This window comes from Streptomyces triticirhizae, from assembly GCF_003696235.1.
Classification (GTDB): domain Bacteria; phylum Actinomycetota; class Actinomycetes; order Streptomycetales; family Streptomycetaceae; genus Streptomyces; species Streptomyces triticirhizae.
This window is the reverse complement of sequence record NZ_RFFJ01000139.1, coordinates 1-16722: the sequence shown is the minus strand read 5'-3', so window position 1 is coordinate 16722 and position 16722 is coordinate 1. Positions and strand designations below refer to the sequence as shown.

At 72.0% G+C, this 16722-nt stretch carries 20 protein-coding genes, 3 tRNA genes and 1 pseudogene; 18 read left to right on the top strand and 6 right to left on the bottom strand.

Annotated elements, in window-relative coordinates:
• The 6 genes and pseudogenes from EBN88_RS21250 to EBN88_RS21225 all read left to right on the top strand — a co-directional run.
• Positions 1–181, top strand: a pseudogene (locus tag EBN88_RS21250) (ATP-binding protein); the annotation flags it as partial.
• Between the two features lie 193 nt (positions 182–374).
• A complete protein-coding gene (locus tag EBN88_RS21245) occupies positions 375–1157 on the top strand; it encodes a fumarylacetoacetate hydrolase family protein (RefSeq protein ID WP_122185510.1) in 783 nt (260 codons plus the stop codon).
• The gene (gltX, locus tag EBN88_RS21240; RefSeq protein ID WP_122185509.1) at positions 1150–2625 is read left to right on the top strand and encodes a glutamate--tRNA ligase; all 1476 of its coding nucleotides are present in this window, start codon (positions 1150–1152) and stop codon (positions 2623–2625) included. Before EBN88_RS21245 ends, gltX begins: the two co-directional genes overlap by 8 nt.
• 148 nt (positions 2626–2773) lie before the next feature.
• A tRNA-Gln gene (locus EBN88_RS21235) sits at positions 2774–2845 on the top strand.
• Positions 2846–2878: 33 nt separating this feature from the next.
• Positions 2879–2951: transfer RNA gene (locus tag EBN88_RS21230), tRNA-Glu, on the top strand.
• A gap of 27 nt (positions 2952–2978) precedes the next feature.
• Positions 2979–3051: transfer RNA gene (locus EBN88_RS21225), tRNA-Glu, on the top strand.
• A 63-nt stretch (positions 3052–3114) separates the two neighbouring features.
• Here EBN88_RS21225 and EBN88_RS21220 read toward each other — a convergent pair.
• The gene (locus tag EBN88_RS21220) at positions 3115–3786 is read right to left on the bottom strand and encodes a MerR family transcriptional regulator (protein WP_122185508.1); all 672 of its coding nucleotides are present in this window, start codon (positions 3784–3786) and stop codon (positions 3115–3117) included.
• Between the two features lie 199 nt (positions 3787–3985).
• On the opposite strand from EBN88_RS21220, the gene EBN88_RS21215 reads away from it, so the two are divergent.
• A complete protein-coding gene (locus EBN88_RS21215) occupies positions 3986–4498 on the top strand; it encodes a DUF4188 domain-containing protein (RefSeq protein WP_199742431.1) in 513 nt (170 codons plus the stop codon).
• Between the two features lie 30 nt (positions 4499–4528).
• Here EBN88_RS21215 and EBN88_RS21210 read toward each other — a convergent pair whose 3' ends face one another.
• Complete coding sequence (locus tag EBN88_RS21210) at positions 4529–5257, bottom strand: IclR family transcriptional regulator (RefSeq protein ID WP_122185507.1); 729 nt, start codon at positions 5255–5257, stop codon at positions 4529–4531.
• Between the two features lie 161 nt (positions 5258–5418).
• Between EBN88_RS21210 and leuC the strand changes: the two genes are divergently transcribed.
• The 5 genes from leuC (at position 5419) to EBN88_RS21185 (ending at position 8868) form a co-directional block, all read left to right on the top strand.
• Positions 5419–6843, top strand: a complete 1425-nt coding sequence (gene leuC / locus EBN88_RS21205; RefSeq protein ID WP_122185506.1) for a 3-isopropylmalate dehydratase large subunit — start codon at positions 5419–5421, stop codon at positions 6841–6843.
• A 3-nt stretch (positions 6844–6846) separates the two neighbouring features.
• Positions 6847–7440: a 3-isopropylmalate dehydratase small subunit gene (gene leuD / locus EBN88_RS21200; protein ID WP_122185505.1), complete on the top strand. Its 594-nt coding sequence runs from the start codon at positions 6847–6849 to the stop codon at positions 7438–7440.
• A 125-nt stretch (positions 7441–7565) separates the two neighbouring features.
• Entirely contained in the window at positions 7566–7817 is a 252-nt protein-coding gene (locus EBN88_RS21195) for an SCO5555 family protein (protein ID WP_122185504.1), read from the top strand.
• A 126-nt stretch (positions 7818–7943) separates the two neighbouring features.
• Positions 7944–8528 (top strand): HU family DNA-binding protein, encoded by a 585-nt coding sequence (locus EBN88_RS21190; RefSeq protein WP_122185503.1) that lies wholly within the window; start codon positions 7944–7946, stop codon positions 8526–8528.
• Positions 8529–8664: 136 nt separating this feature from the next.
• Positions 8665–8868 carry a hypothetical protein gene (locus EBN88_RS21185; protein WP_122185502.1) on the top strand — a complete coding sequence of 68 codons (204 nt, stop codon included), beginning with the start codon at positions 8665–8667 and terminating at the stop codon, positions 8866–8868.
• Here the strand turns inward: EBN88_RS21185 and cofC are convergent.
• Positions 8840–9568 carry a 2-phospho-L-lactate guanylyltransferase gene (gene cofC, locus EBN88_RS21180; RefSeq protein ID WP_122185501.1) on the bottom strand — a complete coding sequence of 243 codons (729 nt, stop codon included), beginning with the start codon at positions 9566–9568 and terminating at the stop codon, positions 8840–8842. The two genes, EBN88_RS21185 and cofC, sit on opposite strands and share 29 nt — an antisense overlap.
• A gap of 229 nt (positions 9569–9797) precedes the next feature.
• On the opposite strand from cofC, the gene EBN88_RS21175 reads away from it, so the two are divergent.
• Genes EBN88_RS21175 through EBN88_RS21165 form a run of 3 tightly spaced genes read left to right on the top strand, consistent with a single transcriptional unit; the run spans position 9798 to position 12746 of the window.
• Positions 9798–10559 (top strand): lysophospholipid acyltransferase family protein, encoded by a 762-nt coding sequence (locus EBN88_RS21175; protein ID WP_122185500.1) that lies wholly within the window; start codon positions 9798–9800, stop codon positions 10557–10559.
• Positions 10556–11557 carry an NAD(P)H-dependent glycerol-3-phosphate dehydrogenase gene (locus EBN88_RS21170; RefSeq protein ID WP_122185499.1) on the top strand — a complete coding sequence of 334 codons (1002 nt, stop codon included), beginning with the start codon at positions 10556–10558 and terminating at the stop codon, positions 11555–11557. The genes EBN88_RS21175 and EBN88_RS21170 overlap by 4 nt, the downstream gene beginning before the upstream one ends.
• Before the next feature lie 34 nt (positions 11558–11591).
• The gene (locus EBN88_RS21165) at positions 11592–12746 is read left to right on the top strand and encodes a D-alanine--D-alanine ligase family protein (protein WP_122185498.1); all 1155 of its coding nucleotides are present in this window, start codon (positions 11592–11594) and stop codon (positions 12744–12746) included.
• A 17-nt stretch (positions 12747–12763) separates the two neighbouring features.
• Here the strand turns inward: EBN88_RS21165 and EBN88_RS21160 are convergent, their stop codons facing one another.
• Together EBN88_RS21160 and EBN88_RS21155 are read right to left on the bottom strand one after the other, a co-directional pair.
• On the bottom strand, positions 12764–13360 hold the full coding sequence (locus EBN88_RS21160; protein WP_233580826.1) for a DUF3515 domain-containing protein: 597 nt from the start codon (positions 13358–13360) through the stop codon (positions 12764–12766).
• A gap of 35 nt (positions 13361–13395) precedes the next feature.
• Positions 13396–13629 (bottom strand): Lrp/AsnC family transcriptional regulator, encoded by a 234-nt coding sequence (locus tag EBN88_RS21155; RefSeq protein WP_122185497.1) that lies wholly within the window; start codon positions 13627–13629, stop codon positions 13396–13398.
• Positions 13630–13767: 138 nt separating this feature from the next.
• On the opposite strand from EBN88_RS21155, the gene EBN88_RS21150 reads away from it, so the two are divergent.
• Both EBN88_RS21150 and thiD read left to right on the top strand, forming a co-directional pair.
• Positions 13768–14757, top strand: coding sequence for a thiamine-phosphate kinase (locus EBN88_RS21150; protein WP_122185496.1), 990 nt, complete (start codon positions 13768–13770; stop codon positions 14755–14757).
• 27 nt (positions 14758–14784) lie between these two features.
• On the top strand, positions 14785–15570 hold the full coding sequence (gene thiD / locus EBN88_RS21145) for a bifunctional hydroxymethylpyrimidine kinase/phosphomethylpyrimidine kinase (RefSeq protein WP_122185495.1): 786 nt from the start codon (positions 14785–14787) through the stop codon (positions 15568–15570).
• Positions 15571–15926: 356 nt separating this feature from the next.
• Here thiD and rpmB read toward each other — a convergent pair whose 3' ends face one another.
• A complete protein-coding gene (gene rpmB, locus EBN88_RS21140) occupies positions 15927–16112 on the bottom strand; it encodes a 50S ribosomal protein L28 (RefSeq protein WP_122185494.1) in 186 nt (61 codons plus the stop codon).
• Between the two features lie 249 nt (positions 16113–16361).
• On the opposite strand from rpmB, the gene EBN88_RS21135 reads away from it, so the two are divergent.
• On the top strand, positions 16362–16722 hold a 361-nt coding region (locus EBN88_RS21135; protein ID WP_122185511.1), incomplete at its 3' end, for a DAK2 domain-containing protein.

The following is a 16722-nucleotide window of genomic DNA, read 5'->3' as shown; positions in this document are numbered from 1 at the left end:
CTTTGTGATCGCTTTGAACGGGTTTGATGGTCATCAGCCGTACTCTCCCGAGGAGGTGCGGGAGGCGTTGCAGATCGGTCCTGACGCGCCGATCATCACCACGGACGCGCGGCATCGCGCGGAGGCGAAGAGCGCGTTGATCACCCTCGTCGAACACGCCCTCATGGCCCGCCTGCGCTGAGCGGCCCAGGAGTTCCCTCGGTGATCCCGCACGCCTGAGCCGTCTCTCCCACGCCTCCCGAACGCGCGGTTCGGGAGGCGCCGTCCTCGTCGCGCCCGCCGGTGTCCTAGGCTGGGGCCCGCAGGTTTCCGGGCGCGAGCCGGGCTCGGCCGGGCCGCGCCACTCCGAGCAGGCCAGTGAGGGACTACCCAGCGTGCGCATCGCCAGATTCTCCATCGACGGCACCGTCGGATTCGGTGTGGTGGAGGGGGAGCCGACCGACGAGAACGGGCTCCAGCTCGACATCATCAAGGGCCATCCGTTCGCCGAGTTCGAACGCTCCGGCCACCGCGTCCCGCTGAGCGAGGTCAGGCTCCTGCCGCCGGTGCTCCCCAGCAAGGTGGTGGCCATCGGCCGCAACTACGCCGAGCACGCGCGGGAGCTGGGCAACGAGGTCCCCGACGTTCCCGTCACCTTCTTCAAGCCGTCCACCTCGGTCATCGGCACCGGCGACGAGATCCGCTACCCCTCGATCTCCTCCGACGTCCACCACGAGGCCGAGTTGGCCGTGGTCATCGGCCGGCTCTGCCGCGACGTCCCCAGGGAGCGCGCCCGCGAGGTGATCCTCGGCTACACCTGCGCCAACGACCTGACCGCGCGCGACGTTCAGCGGCGCGAGAAGCAGTGGGCCAGGGCGAAGGGCTTCGACACGGCCTGCCCGCTCGGCCCCTGGATCGAGACCCAGCTCGACCCCGAGGACCTGGCCATCATGTGCACGGTCAACGGCGAGCAGCGACAGTTGGGGCGCACCAGCGAGATGGTGCGCTCGGTGGAGGATCTGATTGTGCACATCACGGAGTCGATGACCCTGCTGCCGCAGGACGTCATTCTCACCGGAACCCCGGCCGGCGTCGGCCCCGTGCGCGTCGGCGACGAGGTCGCCGTGAGCATCGAGGGCATCGGCACCCTGACCAACAAGGTGGTGCGCCGTGACTGAGGTCAGGGTCCGCTTCTGTCCCTCGCCGACCGGCGACCCGCACGTCGGGCTGGTCCGCACCGCCCTGTTCAACTGGGCGTTCGCCCGCCACCACGGCGGCACCCTGGTGCTGCGCATCGAGGACACCGACGCGGCGCGGGACTCCGAGGAGTCCTACCGCGCGCTGCTGGACTCGCTGCGCTGGCTGGGCCTCGACTGGGACGAGGGCCCCGAGGTCGGCGGCCCGCACGCGCCCTACCGGCAGTCGCAGCGGATGGACGTCTACGCCGACGTCGCCGCCAGGCTGCTGGCCGCCGGGCACGCGTACCACTGCTACTGCACGCCCGAGGAGTTGGCCACCCGCCGCGAGGCCGCCAGGGCCGCCGGCCGGCCCTCCGGCTACGACGGCGCCTGCCGCGCGCTGAACGAGGAGCAGGTCGCCGCCTACCGCGCCGAGGGCCGCGAGCCGATCGTCCGGTTCCGGATGCCGGACACCGAGATCAGCTTCACCGACCTGGTCAGGGGCGAGCTGACCTTCGCCCCGGAGAACGTCACCGACTACGGCATCGTCCGCGCCAGCGGTGCCCCGCTGTACACCCTGGTCAACCCGGTCGACGACGCGCTGATGGGCATCACCCACGTGCTGCGCGGCGAGGACCTGCTCTCCTCCACGCCCCGGCAGATCGCGCTCTACCGCGCGTTGGCCGAGATCGGCGTGGGCGCCGGCGCGGTGCCCGCCTTCGGCCATCTGCCCTATGTGATGGGCGAGGGCAACAAGAAGCTCTCCAAGCGCGACCCGCAGTCCTCGCTCAACCGCTACCGCGAGGCGGGCTTCCTGCCCGAGGGGCTGCTCAACTACCTTGCCCTGCTGGGTTGGTCGCTCGCCGAGGACCGCGACGTCTTCGGCCTGGACGAGCTGGTCGCCGCCTTCGACATCGCGGCGGTCAACGCCAACCCGGCGCGCTTCGACCTCAAGAAGTGCGAGGCGATCAACGCCACCCACATCAGGGAACGGCTCACCGTCGAGCAGTTCGTCGAGGCCTGCCAGCCCTGGCTGCGCGCCCCGCACGCGCCCTGGCGCCCGGAGGACTACGACCCGGCGGCGTTCGCCGCGCTGGCCCCGCTGGCGCAGACCCGGGTGACGGTGCTCTCCGACATCACGGCCAACGTGGACTTCCTCTTCCTGCCGGAGCCGGCCTTCGACGAGGCGTCCTGGGCCAAGGCGATGAAGCCGGGCGCCGACGCGGTGCTGACCAGCATCAGGAAGGGGCTGGCCGAGCTGGACTCCTGGACGGCCGAGCCGCTCAAGGAGGCCGTCCTGGCCGCCGGCGAGGCCCACGGGCTCAAGCTGGGCAAGGCGCAGGCGCCGCTGCGGGTGGCGGTCACCGGGCGCACCGTCGGGCTGCCGCTCTTCGAGTCGCTGGAGGTCCTGGGCCGGGAGCGCACTCTGGCCCGGGTCGACGCCGCCCTGAGCCGGCTGGCGGGCTGACCACGGACGGGGGACGGAGCCCGCGAGGCGCATCTCGTTTTGGTGCACCGTCCCCCATCGGGTAGTGTTCTTTCTGCCGCTGAGGGGCTCAACACCCCGAACAACAGCGGTCACCCAAGCAAAACCCCCAGCCGGGGTTGCGTTTTGGTGGGCTATGGTGTAATTGGCAGCACGACTGATTCTGGTTCAGTTAGTCTAGGTTCGAGTCCTGGTAGCCCAGCGCGATCTTGTGTCGAGCACTTCGCAAGATCATGCCCCCGTTGTGTAGCGGCCTAGCACGCTGCCCTCTCAAGGCAGTAGCGCCGGTTCGAATCCGGTCGGGGGTACGGAGATCCTTCGAGATCTCTGCGGGAGCCCCCGTTGTGTAGCGGCCTAGCACGCTGCCCTCTCAAGGCAGTAGCGCCGGTTCGAATCCGGTCGGGGGTACATGATCCACCAGCGGCCTTCCGCCCCAAGGGGCGGGAGGCCGCTCGGCGTTGTGCGGCCTTCTCAGTCCGAGGCGCGGGGAGCATCCTCCCGGGGAAGGGCGTCCTCGCGCAGGCGGCGGGTGGCCTGCTCGGCGTGGGCCAGCCGGCGCAGGCTCAGCAGCACCGGCTCGTAGAGCACGGTGAGCGCGACGGCGGCCTCCAACTGCGTGGTGGGCGCGGCGAACTTGTCGATCAGCGCCAGCTCGTGCCCGGCCAGCCGCTCGGCCAGCTCGCCGTAGGGCAGCAGCGCCTCGCCGTCGCAGGGATAGCCCAGCCGCAGCAGGGCGCTGACGGCGGAGACCAGCGCCTGGTGGGCGGGGTTCTCCGGGACCACGCGCCAGCCGAGTCGTTCCTGCACCTCCCTGGCCACCAGATCGGCCGTGACGGCCTCCGCGTCGTCCTGGGCGGGCGCCGGCAGCGCCTGGGGGAGGGCGGCGACGGCCGTGCCCATCCGGGAGACCTGGTCGAGCGAGGCGTCGTCGACGGCGGCCAACACCGCGCGGGCGTCGGCCACCGAGATCCCCCCGACCTGGATCAGCGCCCTGATCAGCTGGAGCCGCCGCAGGTGCTCCTCGTCGTAGTCGGCCTGGGTGGTGGTGATCCGCCTCCCGGGGTGCAGCAGCCCCTCGCGCAGATAGAACTTGATCGTCGCCGTCGACATCCCGCTGCGCCTGCTCAGCTCCGAGAGCCGCATTCGAATCCCCTTGCGCGATCGGTGGGAGAGTGGCACTATCTAAGCATGGATAGTGACGCTATCCAATGAGGGTCGGCGCCTTTCACGGCTGCGCCGGCCGGTGCGCTCCGTCCGTCGTGGCCCGCTCTTCTCGCCGCTGTGGCGGGGGAGTTGGGCCGCGCCGGGAGGGCGGCCACGAGAGGAAGGGGAGGTGCGCGCCATGGCGGCGACGATCGCGCGTGAGCGGATGACGGCCCGGGTCGACGAGCAGCTGGTGGTGTTCCTGGTGGGGATGCGGATCACCCGCTTCTGGCGGGTGGGCGAGTGGTGGCCGGTCTTCCGTGCCATGCCGCGGATGCTGCGGGAGCTGTCCCGCGAGCGGGAGCGCGGGATGTTGGGGTATCGGCTGTGCCTGAGCCCGCTCAGGGAGATCTTCCTGGTGCAGTACTGGTCGGGCCTGGAGCCGCTGTTGGCCTATGCCTCGGACTCGGACGGGGAGCACCGGCCGGCCTGGGCCGAGTTGAACCGCCGGCTGAGATCCGGCTCCCGGATCGGCTTCTGGCACGAGACCTTTGTGGTCCCGGCCGGCTCGGCCGAGTCCATCTATCTGAACATGCCGCCCGTAGGGCTGGGCGCGGCCACGGAGTTGATACCCGTGGCCGGGCGCGGGGACCGGCTCGCACAGCGGCTGGGGCGCCCGGCGGGACAGGAGGCCGGGGAGGCTCGGGGCTGAACGCGCGCCGGGCCGTTTCGAGGAGCGGCCTCAGCCGGCGGTGCCGCGCTTGAGCGCCTCGGTGAGCCGGCCGGCCGCCTCCAGGAGCGCCTGGGCGTGCATCCGGCCCGGGTGCCGGGTGAGCCGCTCGATGGGCCCGGAGACGGAGACGGCGGCCACCACGCGGTTGGACGGGCCGCGCACGGGCGCGGAGACGGAGGCGACGCCCGGCTCCCGTTCGCCGATGGACTGGGCCCAGCCGCGCCGGCGCACCCCGGAGAGCGCCGTCGCGGTGAAGCGGGCGCCCTGGAGGCCGTGGTGGAGCCGCTCCGGCTCCTCCCAGGCGAGCAGGATCTGGGCGGCGGAGCCGGCCTTCATCGGCAGCGTGGAGCCGACGGGCACGGTGTCGCGCAGCCCGGAGAGCCGCTCGGCGGCGGCCACGCAGATCCGGCGGTCGCCCTGGCGCCGGTAGAGTTGGGCGCTCTCGCCCGTGACGTCACGTAGCTGTGTCAACACGGGCCCAGCGGTGGCCAACAGCCGGTCCTCGCCGGCGGCGGCCGCCAACTCGGCGAGCCGGGGCCCGAGCACGAAGCGGCCCTGCATGTCCCGGGCCAGCAGCCGGTGGTACTCAAGCGCCACGGCCATCCGGTGCGCGGTCGGCCGGGCCAGCCCCGTCGCCGCGACCAGTCCCGCCAGGGTGGCGGGACCGGACTCCAGGGCGCCCAGGACCAGGGCCGCCTTGTCGAGGACGCCCACTCCGCTGCTTTCCGAACTGTCCATGCAACGATACTCGCGTCTCACACTGTGAAACGCAAGTTCAAATTTCCGGCGGACGCGCCACTCTTGGTGAGGTGCTCGGCGTCGCGCGCCGGGCAGGCCACCGTCCGTGCTCGGGGGAGCGGACGGCGGAGCGGATCGGCGGCAAGCCCGGAGGGAATGCGATGGGACGGACACTGGCGGAGAAGGTTTGGGACGACCATGTCGTCCGGCGGGTGGAGGGTGAGCCCGACCTGCTCTATATCGACCTCCACCTGCTGCACGAGGTCACCAGCCCGCAGGCCTTCGACGGGCTGCGCAAGAGCGGGAGGCGGGTGCGTCGCACGGATCTGACGATCGCCACCGAGGACCACAACACCCCGACGTTGGACATCGACAAGCCCATCGCGGACCCGGTCTCCCGGACCCAGCTGGAGACCCTCAGGAAGAACTGCGTCGAGTTCGGCGTCCGGCTCCACTCGCTGGGCGACGCCGAGCAGGGCGTGGTCCATGTCGTGGGCCCCCAGCTGGGGTTGACCCAGCCGGGCACCACGGTGGTCTGTGGCGACAGCCACACCTCCACGCACGGCGCGTTCGGCGCGCTGGCCTTCGGCATCGGCACCAGCCAGGTCGAGCACGTGCTGGCCACCCAGACCCTGCCCATGGCCCCGTTCCGGACCATGGCGGTCACCGTCACGGGCGAGCTGCCGGCGGGCGTGACGGCCAAGGACCTGATCCTGGCGATCATCGCCAGGATCGGCACCGGCGGCGGCCAGGGCTATGTCATCGAATACCGGGGCGAGGCCATCGAGAAGCTCTCGATGGAGGCCCGGATGACCATCTGCAACATGTCGATCGAGGCCGGCGCCCGCGCCGGCATGATCGCTCCGGACGAGACCACCTTCGCCTACCTCAGGGGCCGAGACCACGCGCCCCGGGGCGAGGACTGGGACGCGGCCGTCGCGTACTGGCGCACGCTGCGCACCGACGAGGACGCGGTCTTCGACCACGAGGTCGTCATCGACGCGGCCACGCTGGCCCCGTTCGTCACCTGGGGCACCAACCCCGGCCAGGGCGCGCCCCTGTCGGAGGCGGTGCCGGACCCGGCGTCCTTCGACGACCCCACCGACCGGGTCGCCGCCGAGAAGGCGTTGGAGTACATGGGTCTGACCCCGGGCCAGCCGCTGCGGGAGATCGCCGTGGACACCGTCTTCGTCGGCTCCTGCACCAACGGCCGGATCGAGGATCTGCGCTCGGCCGCCGAGGTGTTGCGCGGTCGCCGGATCGCCGACGGCGTGCGGATGCTGGTCGTTCCCGGCTCCGTCCGCGTCGCGCTCCAGGCCGTCGAGGAGGGCCTGGACAAGGTCTTCACCGCCGCCGGCGCCGAGTGGCGCCACGCCGGCTGCTCGATGTGTCTGGGCATGAACCCGGACCAGCTCTCCCCCGGGGAGCGCTGCGCCTCCACCTCCAACCGCAACTTCGAGGGCCGGCAGGGCAAGGGCGGCCGCACGCACCTGGTCTCGCCCCAGGTCGCCGCCGCCACCGCCCTCACCGGCCGCCTCGCCTCGCCCGCCGACCTGGCCGACGTTCCCACCCTCGCGGAGGTCTGATCCATGGAAGCCTTCACCACCCACGCCGGCCGGGCCGTTCCGCTGCGCCGTTCCAACGTGGACACCGACCAGATCATCCCCGCGCACTGGCTGAAGAAGGTCACCCGCGACGGGTTCGAGGACGGCCTCTTCGAGTCCTGGCGCAGGGACCCGGAGTTCGTGCTCAACCAGGAGGCGTACCGGGGCGCCACGGTGCTGGTCGCCGGGCCCGACTTCGGCACCGGCTCCTCGCGCGAACACGCCGTCTGGGCCTTGCAGAACTACGGCTTCAAGGCGGTGATCTCCCCCCGCTTCGCCGACATCTTCCGGGGCAACTCCCTGAAGAACGGCCTGTTGACGGTCGTGCTGCCGCAGTCGACGGTCGAGGCGCTGTGGGATCTGGTCGAGCGCGAGCCCAACACCGAGGTGACCGTGGACCTGGTGACCCGCAGGGTCACCGCCCCCGGGATCGAGGCCGATTTCGACCTTGACGAGAACGCTCGCTGGCGCCTGTTGGAGGGTCTGGACGACATCTCCCTCACCCTGCGCCACGAGGGCGACATCGCCGACTTTGAGAGCCGACGGCCCGTCTACAAGCCGCGTACACAGGCAGTCTGACGTTCCGTCAGCAATCGCGCCCCCGCAGGTTTGACCTGCGGGGGCGCACCCGTGTTGGCAGGCGCGACACGGGCGTTGGGGGGCTTAGGGGGCGATAACCGGCCCAAGGTGGCACAATCGGCCGCATGGAACGCGACGGTCAACTCGAACTCTACGACCGCGTCGCCGCTCGACTGAAGGACGCGCACCGGACGGTGCGGGATCTGCAAGTTCCCGAGGACGTACGGCAGGCCCTGGCTCGGAAGCTGCTGGTCATCACGGCGGCGACCAAGCGGGATCTGCCCGGTGCGGCCCGTCGGCTGGAGCGGTTGATGGCGGACGTGGACCAGGGTCGACTGCCCTCGGATCGCACCGGCGGCCATGACGGAACTCCGTGATGGGTCGAGTTCGTTGCGACACAAGGGTGATTCGCCCGTTTCGCGTTTGATTTGCGGAATATATCTGCCTAACGTGCGAAAAAGCTTGAACACATTCGTTCCAGCAATGCCTGCGAAGGGGAAGACGTGAACAAGGCGCAACTCGTAGAAGCGATTGCGGACAAGCTCGGCGGTCGTCAGCAGGCGGCCGACGCCGTCGATATCGTGCTCGACGCCATCATCCGCTCGGTGGTCTCGGGTGAGCGGGTTTCGGTCACCGGCTTCGGTTCGTTCGAGAAGGTCGACCGGCCGGCCCGCTACGCGCGCAACCCGCAGACCGGCGAGCGGGTTCGGGTCAAGAAGACCTCGGTGCCTCGCTTCCGCGCGGGCCAGGGCTTCAAGGACCTGGTCGCGGGGACGAAGAAGCTCCCGAAGAACGACGTCGCGGTGAAGAAGGCCCCCAAGGGCAGCCTCTCCGGCGGCACCACCGCCAAGAAGGCGGCGACCAAGAAGGCCGCCGCCAAGAAGGCCACCGCCAAGCGGACCTCGGCGGCGAAGAAGACGACCGGTCGCGGCGCGGCGGCCAAGAAGTCCTCCGCCAAGAAGACCACCACGAAGAAGGCCACCGCCAAGAAGGCTCCGGCCAAGAAGACGACCGCGAAGAAGGCTCCGGCCAAGCGGGCGTCGTCTCGTGCGACCACCGCCAAGAAGGCCACCTCGCGCCGCAGGTGACGGCCCCGCACGATCGCCCGCGGGCCGGACTCCCCTCATCGGAGCCCGGCCCGCAGCTGTTTTCCGGGCCGGCTCTCCGCGCCGGCCGCTCGCGGGCGCCTGCCGGCGGCCGCCGGTCAGCGGCTAGGCTCGGGCCATGCAGGCCACCGCATTCACCTTCGACCCGGAGACCCGCGCCGGCAGCGTGCTGCTCGACGACGGCACCCCGTTGGAGTTCGACGCCGCCGCCTTCGACGCCGGCGGCCTGCGGCTGCTGCGCCCCGGACAGCGGCTGCGGATCGAGGTCTCCGGCGAGGGAGACCGGCGCCGGGTCAGCTTTCTGACGCTCCAGACGTTCTGACGGCGGCCCGTCGGCGCCCGGCCCCGCCCGGCCCGTCGGTGCCCTCCGGCGCCGCTGCTGTCAACTCTTCGAGCAGCGTGGGGAGTTCCTTCAGGCAGGCGGCGGTCATCGGGCCGACCCCCAGCTCCAGCGCGGCCCGCAGATCGGCGGCCGTGTCCACGTCCCGCCGCACGCTCGGCACGTCGGTCGAGGGCAACTCCGCGGCGCCCGAGGCGAGATGGCGTCTCCGCGAGGCGCCGCCGAAGGCGGGCTCCAGCGGGACGGAGGGACGCGCGGCCAGCAGCGTGGTGCCGATCCCGGCCGCGTCCGGCAGAAAGGCCCGGCGGTGGCGCCGCGCCGCGCGCAGCACCCGCGTCAACTCGGCCGGCCGCAGCGCCGGCAGGTCGGCGTTGAGCGCCGCGACCGCCCGCCCCGGCAGCGCGGCGGCGCCGTGCTCCAGCGCCGCGTTCAACCCGGCGTCCGGCAGGTCGGGAACGATCCGGGCGCCGAGGGCGGCGAGGTGACGCGCGGCCGTCGGATCGTTCGTGACAACCACCACATTCCGCACCGCCGAAGCGGCCAGCGCGGCGGCCACCGTGTCCTTCGCGAAGGCCAGCGCGAGGGCGCGGCGCTCGGCGTCGGCCACCGCGTCGGCCAGCCGGCTCTTGGCCGCGCCAAGGGGCTTCAGGGGGACGACGAGCCCCCAGTCACTGTCGCGCACCGGGTCATTCTCCTCTCATGCCCGCGTTCCGGAACGGTCCGGACCGCGAGGGTGCGGCGCCCCGGGCCGCACACGCGTGCGGTACGGCGGCGCCACGCGGACTAGGGTGCCGGGTGAGGGTGGTGGCGCGGCGGCGATGCGCTGGACAGGCCCATGACCCACGGCCACACTTGGGCGGCCGTCCGCAGCGGGCCGCGTCGGAACAGTGCAAGAGGGAGATGGTGACCGAGTGTCTCGCCGCAGAATCGGCTTCTGGTACCGATTCGCAGCATTTCTGGTAAAACCGGTGCTGCGGATCTTCTTCAAGCGGGACTGGCGGGGAATGGAGCACATTCCGGCCGACGGAGGATTCATCACGGCGGTGAATCACAACTCGTATCTCGATCCGCTCTCCTATGCGCACTACCAGTACAACACCGGCCGGGTGCCACGATTCCTGGCCAAGAACGCCTTGTTCCAGCACGGTCTGGTCGGCCGCTTCATGCGGGGCACCCACCAGATCCCGGTCTACCGCGAGACCGCCGACGCGGCCGACGCCTACCGGGCCGCCGTCACCGCCGTGCGCGAGGGAGAGTGCGTCGCATTCTATCCCGAGGGCACCCTCACCAGGGATCCGAACCTGTGGCCCATGGAGGGCAAGACGGGCGCCGCGCGGGTCGCGATGGCGACCGGGGCCCCCGTGATCCCCGTCGCCCAGTGGGGCGCGCACGAGGCGATGCCGCCCTACGCCAAGGAGCGGCGGGTGCGGCTGTTTCCGCGTAGGACACTGGTCGTGGTCGCCGGCGAACCGGTGGACCTCAGCGAGTTCTACGACCGCGAGCCGAGCGCCGAGCTGCTGCGCGAGGTGACCGAGCGCATCATGGACGCCATCACCGCGCTGCTCGCCGAGATCCGCCAGGAGACGCCGCCGGCCCGGCGTTTCGTCTACCGCCGGGCGCCGGCTCAGCCGCCGGTCCAGCCGAGCCCGCCCGACAAGGAGAAGGCCGAGTGACACACGCCGCCGTCTACGGCAGCGGTTCCTGGGGGACCGCGTTCGCCATGATCCTGGCCGATGCCGGCTGCCAGGTGACGCTCTGGGCACGCCGGGATGACGTCGTGGCGTCCATCAACTCCGAGCGGACCAATCCGGACTACGCGCCCGGCCTCCGGCTGCCCAGCGGGGTGCGCGCCACCACCGACCCCGCCGAGGCGGCCGATGGCGCCGAGTTCACCGTGCTGTGCGTGCCCTCCCAGACGCTGCGCGAGAACCTCGCCCGCTGGTCGGGGGTGCTGGCCCGCGACACGGTGCTCGTCTCCCTCATGAAGGGCGTGGAGTTGGGGACGGCCAAGCGCATGAGCGAGGTCATCGAGGAGGTCGCCGGCGTCGGACCCGAACGGGTCGCCGTGCTCTCCGGGCCCAACCTCTCGGGCGAGATCGCCCAACGCCAGCCGGCCGCCGCCGTGGTCGCCTGCCGCGACGAGTCCGTGGCCCGCCGCCTCCAGTCCGCCTGCCACACCCCGTACTTCCGCCCCTACACCAACACGGACGTGGTCGGCTGCGAACTCGGCGGCGCCGTCAAGAACGTGATCGCGCTGGCCGTGGGCATCGCCGACGGGATGGGCCTGGGCGACAACACCAAGGCGTCCCTGATGACCAGGGGCCTGGCCGAGACCTCCCGGCTCGGGCTCGCGATGGGCGCCGACCCCAAGACGTTCGCCGGCCTGGCCGGCATGGGCGACCTGATCGCCACCTGCTCCTCGCCGCTGTCCCGCAACAACACCTTCGGCACCAACCTCGGGCGCGGGATGACCGTCGAGGAGACCATCGCCGTCACCCGGCAGACCGCCGAGGGCGTCAAGTCCTGCCGCTCCGTGCTGGATCTGGCGCGCCGTCACGGCGTGGAGATGCCGATCACGGAGACCGTCGTCGGCATCGTGCACGAGGGCACCTCGCCCCGGGTCGCGGTCAAGGAGCTGATGTCGCGAACCGCCAAGGCCGAGCACCGCTGACGACCGCCATCACGTTAGGTAACCTGCGAGAGTGATGAGCAGCGAGTCCTCTTCCCCCGCCCGTTCCGAGCGCAGCAAGCCGCGTGTGGCCGTGGTCTTCGGCGGCCGCAGCTCCGAACACGCCATCTCCGTCGTGACGGCGGGTGCCGTGCTGCGGGCCATCGACCGGTCCCGTTACGACGTGTTGCCCATCGGCATCACGCTGGACGGGCGTTGGGCGTTGACCGCCGACGAGCCCGAGCGGATGGCCATCGCCAACCGGACGTTGCCGAGCGTCGAGGGCATCGCCGAACCGGGCGGCGGCGGGGTGATGCTCCCGGTGGACCCGGGACGGCGCGAAGTGGTCTACGCGGAGCCGGGATCGGTGCCCAAGGACCTCGGCGAGGTCGACGTGGTGCTGCCCGTGCTGCACGGCCCCTACGGCGAGGACGGCACCCTCCAGGGCCTGCTGGAGATGTCGGGGGTGCCCTATGTCGGGGCCGGGGTGCTCTCCTCGGCGATCGGCATGGACAAGGAGTACATGAAGCGGGTCTTCACCTCCTTCGGCCTGGCCGTCGGCCCCTATCTGGTGATCCGCCCCCGCGAGTGGGCCGCCGACCGGGCCGGCGCGCTCGCGCGGATCGAGGCGTTCGCCGCCGAGCACGGCTGGCCGGTCTTCGTGAAGCCGGCGCGGGCCGGCTCCTCGATGGGCATCAGCCGGGTCACCGCGCCCGAGGAACTGGCGGAGGCGATCGAGGAGGCGCGGCGCCACGACCCGAAGGTCGTCGTCGAGGCGCAGCTGGTGGGGCGCGAGATCGAGTGCGGGGTGCTGGAGTTCGAGGACGGGCCGCGCGCCAGCCTGCCGGCGGAGATCCCGCCCGTCTCCAGCCACGACTTCTACGACTTCGAGGCCAAGTACATCGACTCCGCCGAGGGACTGGTGCCCGCCCCGCTCACCGAGGAGCAGACCGCCGAGGTCCGCCGGCTGGCCGTCGAGGCCTTCGAGGCCGCGTCCTGCGAGGGTCTGGTGCGGGCCGACTTCTTCCTGTTGGAGAACGGCGAGTTCGTCATCAACGAGATCAACACGATGCCGGGGTTCACCCCCATCTCGATGTTCCCCCGGATGTGGGAGGCGACGGGCGTCAGTTACCCGGAGCTGATCGACCTGCTGATCCAGGCCGCGCTGCGCCGGCCCACCGGGCTGCGGTAGCGGAGCGGCCGCCACGCTCAGTGGTGGTGCTCGTGGCCCTCGGCGTCTTCGCTGTCCTCGGCGTCCTCGGGCCCTGTGGCACCGTCGTTCTCGTCGTCCGGCCGGTACAGCTCGTCCAGCGGTATGTGCCGGTCGATCGGCGCGGCCACGTCCAGCAGCGGGTTGACCTCGGGCGCGTAGTCGTCCGGCACCGTCATCTCCACCCACACCGTTCGCTCGGTGGTGGTGAACCGCTTGCCGCCCGAGACCTCCTCCAGCAGCCAGGACACCTCGTTGACGCCCACGATGTCGGCGTGCGTCGGGTCGTACTCCCCGCTCTCCGCGTCGAGTTGGGCCGGCTCGGGCACGCCGCAGCGCAGCACGATGCCCGGCGAACCCCAGACGGCCACGTACGGGGACTCCTCGTCCAACGCCCGGCGCTCCTGGCCGTCCACCACGTCCGGCAGCTCGTCCGCCAGCGCCCGGCAGGCCGCGGCGGCCTCGCCGCTGGGCGCCGGCACCGCCACGTCGGGCGTTCCGGCGGCCGACGAGCAGGCGGCCAGCGTCAGCACGACGCCCACGCCGAGGCCGACGGCGCGAACGGTCGGCAGGGCGCGGCGTACGGTGGGGGTCACGCGGCGGGCGGTCACGCCGCGAGCATAACCAAGCGCTACAGATGGACCACCGGGCAGGTCAGGGTGCGGGTGATCCCCGGCACCCGCTGCACCTCGGCCACCACCAGCCGACCGAGTTCGTCCACGGTGCCGGCCTCCGCGCGGACGATGACGTCATACGGCCCGGTGACGTCCTCGGCCTGGATGACACCCGGAATCTTGGAGATCACGTCGGCCACGGTGGACGCCTTGCCCACCTCGGTCTGGATCAGGATGTATGCCTGCACCACGGGTCCTCCACAGCGGCTACGAGGATCGGGGGCGCTACCGTAGCGCGTCATGACCTGCGCCGGGAGACAGCGTTCGGCGTCGGTCGGGCGGATCGAGGCACCGGTTCGGCGCGGACAGAGGATGAGGAGAGGCTTCACGTGAAGGGCAGTGTGGGGGCGCTCGGGGAGTTCGGGCTGATCCGGGAGTTGACCTCCCGGATCAGCGGGACCCCGGCGGTACGGCTTGGCCCGGGGGACGACGCCGCTGTGGTCGCGGCACCCGACCGACGCGTGGTCGCCAGCACCGACATCCTGGTCGAGGGCCGTCACTTCCGCCGTGACTGGTCCACCGCCTACGACGTGGGGCGCAAGGCGGCGGCGCAGAACCTCGCCGACATCGCGGCCATGGGCGCCACACCGAGCGCCGTGCTGCTGGGACTTGTGGTGCCGGCCGAGCTTCCGGCGACCTGGCCCGTGGAGTTGATGGACGGCATCCGCGACGAGTGCCAGGTCGCGGGCGCCGGGGTCGCCGGCGGGGACGTGGTGCGGGGTGACACGGTGATCGTCTCCATCACCGCGCTGGGGGACCTCGCCGGCCGGGAGCCGGTCACCAGGACGGGTGCCAGGCCGGGCGATCTGGTCGCCGTGACCGGCTGGTTGGGGTGGTCGGCCGCCGGGCACGCGGTGCTCTCCCGGGGGTTCCGTTCCCCCCGCGCCTTCGTCGAGGCGCACCGCAGGCCCGAGCCGCCCTACCCGGCAGGGCCCGCCGGCGCGGCCCTCGGCGCGACCTCGATGACCGACGTCAGCGACGGGCTGATCGCCGACCTGGGCCACATCGCGCAGGGCAGCAAGGTCAGGATCGACATCCGCTCGGCCGCGTTGGACATGCCGGCGCAGCTGAACGACATCGGGCAGGCCGTCGGCGTCGACCCGCTCCAGTGGGTCCTCACCGGCGGCGAGGACCACGCCATCGTCGCCACGTTCCCGCCGGAGACCAAGCTCCCGGCGCGCTGGCGGGTCATCGGCGAGGTGCTGCCCAGCCGGGGGAGGGGCGCCCCGGTCGCGCCGGGCGGGGCAGCGCCGCCCCGGGTCACGGTGGACGGGGCGCCCTGGGAGAAGGCCGGCGGCTGGGACCACTTCGCCGGCTGAACAGGGGCGTTGAGTAGGGTCGGGGCCATGGAGACGCCCCCCTGTGTGCTCACCGTCGCCGGCTCGGACTCGGGCGGCGGCGCCGGAATCCAGGCCGACCTCAAGACCATGCTGGCCCTTGGCACCCACGGGATGAGCGTGATCACCGCCGTCACCGCCCAGAACTCGCTGGGCGTGGACGGCTTCTGGGAGCTGCCGACCGAGGCGGTGCGGGCGCAGTTCCGCGCCGTGGTGGACGACATCGGCGTCCGCGCGGTCAAGACGGGGATGCTGGCCAGCGCCGAACTGGTCGAGACCGTCTCCGAGTTGCTGACCACGGTGGACGTGCCGGTGGTGGTCGACCCGGTGGGCGTCTCCAAGCACGGCGACGCGCTGCTGGCGCCGGAGGCGCTCGCCGTGGTGCGCGAACGGCTGCTGCCCGTCGCGACCGTGGTCACGCCGAACCTGGCGGAGGTCGCCCAGCTGACGGGCGTGCGCGTCACCGAGGAGGCCGACCTGCCCCGGGCGGCGGAGGGGCTGCTGGCGCTGGGGCCGCGCTGGGCGCTGGTCAAGGGCGGGCATCTGGCGGGGGACGCCGTCGACCTGCTCACCGACGGCACACACGAACACTGGCTGCGCGCGCCGCGCCACGACAACCGGCACACCCACGGGACGGGTTGCACCCTCGCCTCCGCGATCGCCGCGCGGCTGGCGCACGGCGACGCGCTGCCGGAGGCGGTGGCGGCGGCCAAGGACTATGTCACCGGGGCGATCGCGGCCGGGTTCCCGCTGGGCGCGGGCATCGGGCCGGTGCGCCACGGGCACCGGATCTGACCGGGGCGCGACGGCTGCCGCCTCAGGCGCCGGGGGCGCCGTCGAGCGTCGGGCCGTTCCGGCCAGGTGGGGTGTCGTGGGCTGTTCGGTCAACGACCACGCTGCCGCGCGAACGCCACCTGCCGTCCTGGTAGTCCGAGCGCCGTCGACTCCCGGGAGTCACTTCTCTGGCGCCCCTCGGGAAGTGAACGGTTCGTGCGATGGCCGGGCTTCGCCCTGTGCGCCGTCCTGGGCCGCGTCGTCGACGCCACGCCAGCGCCCTCGCGCCCGCCGGCGTGCGGCGGGCAGACCAAAAAGCCGGCTCACCGCGAGGTGAGCCGGCTCCTGCGGCCGGAGTCGGCGCGTACGCCGAAGGGTCAGCGCGTGACCTTGCCAGCCTTGATGCACGAGGTGCAGACGTTCAGGCGCTTGGGCGTCCCATTGATCACGGTACGCACCCGCTGGATGTTGGGGTTCCAACGGCGGGGCGTGCGGCGGTGCGAGTGGGAGATGCTGTTGCCGAAGCCCGGCCCCTTGCCGCAGACATCGCAGTTGGCAGCCACGGGTCACTCCAAAGACGGGTCAGCCCACGACAGGCGCGGGAGACAGAAACTTACGCGGAAAGCCGGAGCTTGGTGGCCCCGGAGAGTGCGCCCGACGCTCAACAGAGGGGCATCAGGCAACCGGGGCAGCATACCCCGGGCGTTCCCGATGGGCGAAATCGCCCCCGTGGGCGGAACGACCCCTGGCCCGGGCGGCCCGACCAGGGCATAAGCTGCACCCGCCGTTCACCCTAGCCCGGGAGGTTCCCCGTGCCGCAGCCGCTCGACGCAGGGGCGGTGTGTCGCTGGAGCCGGCTGGCCGTGCGCGCGCTGGGCGCGGCCCGCGAGGACATCGACGCCATCAACGTCTACCCCGTGCCCGACGGCGACACCGGCACCAACCTCTACCTCACCGTGGAGTCCGCCGCCCAGGCCGTGGCCGCCGCCGAAGCGGGCGAGCCCAGCCTGGGCGAGGCGGCGCGCGCGCTGGCGCACGGCGCGTTGATCGGCGCGCGCGGCAACTCGGGCACCATCCTCGCGCAACTCCTGCGCGGCATGGCCGAGGTGTTCGCCGCCGAGCGCGAGCCCGCCGCCCCCGCCACCCTCGCCGCCGCCCTCGCCCGGGCCGCCG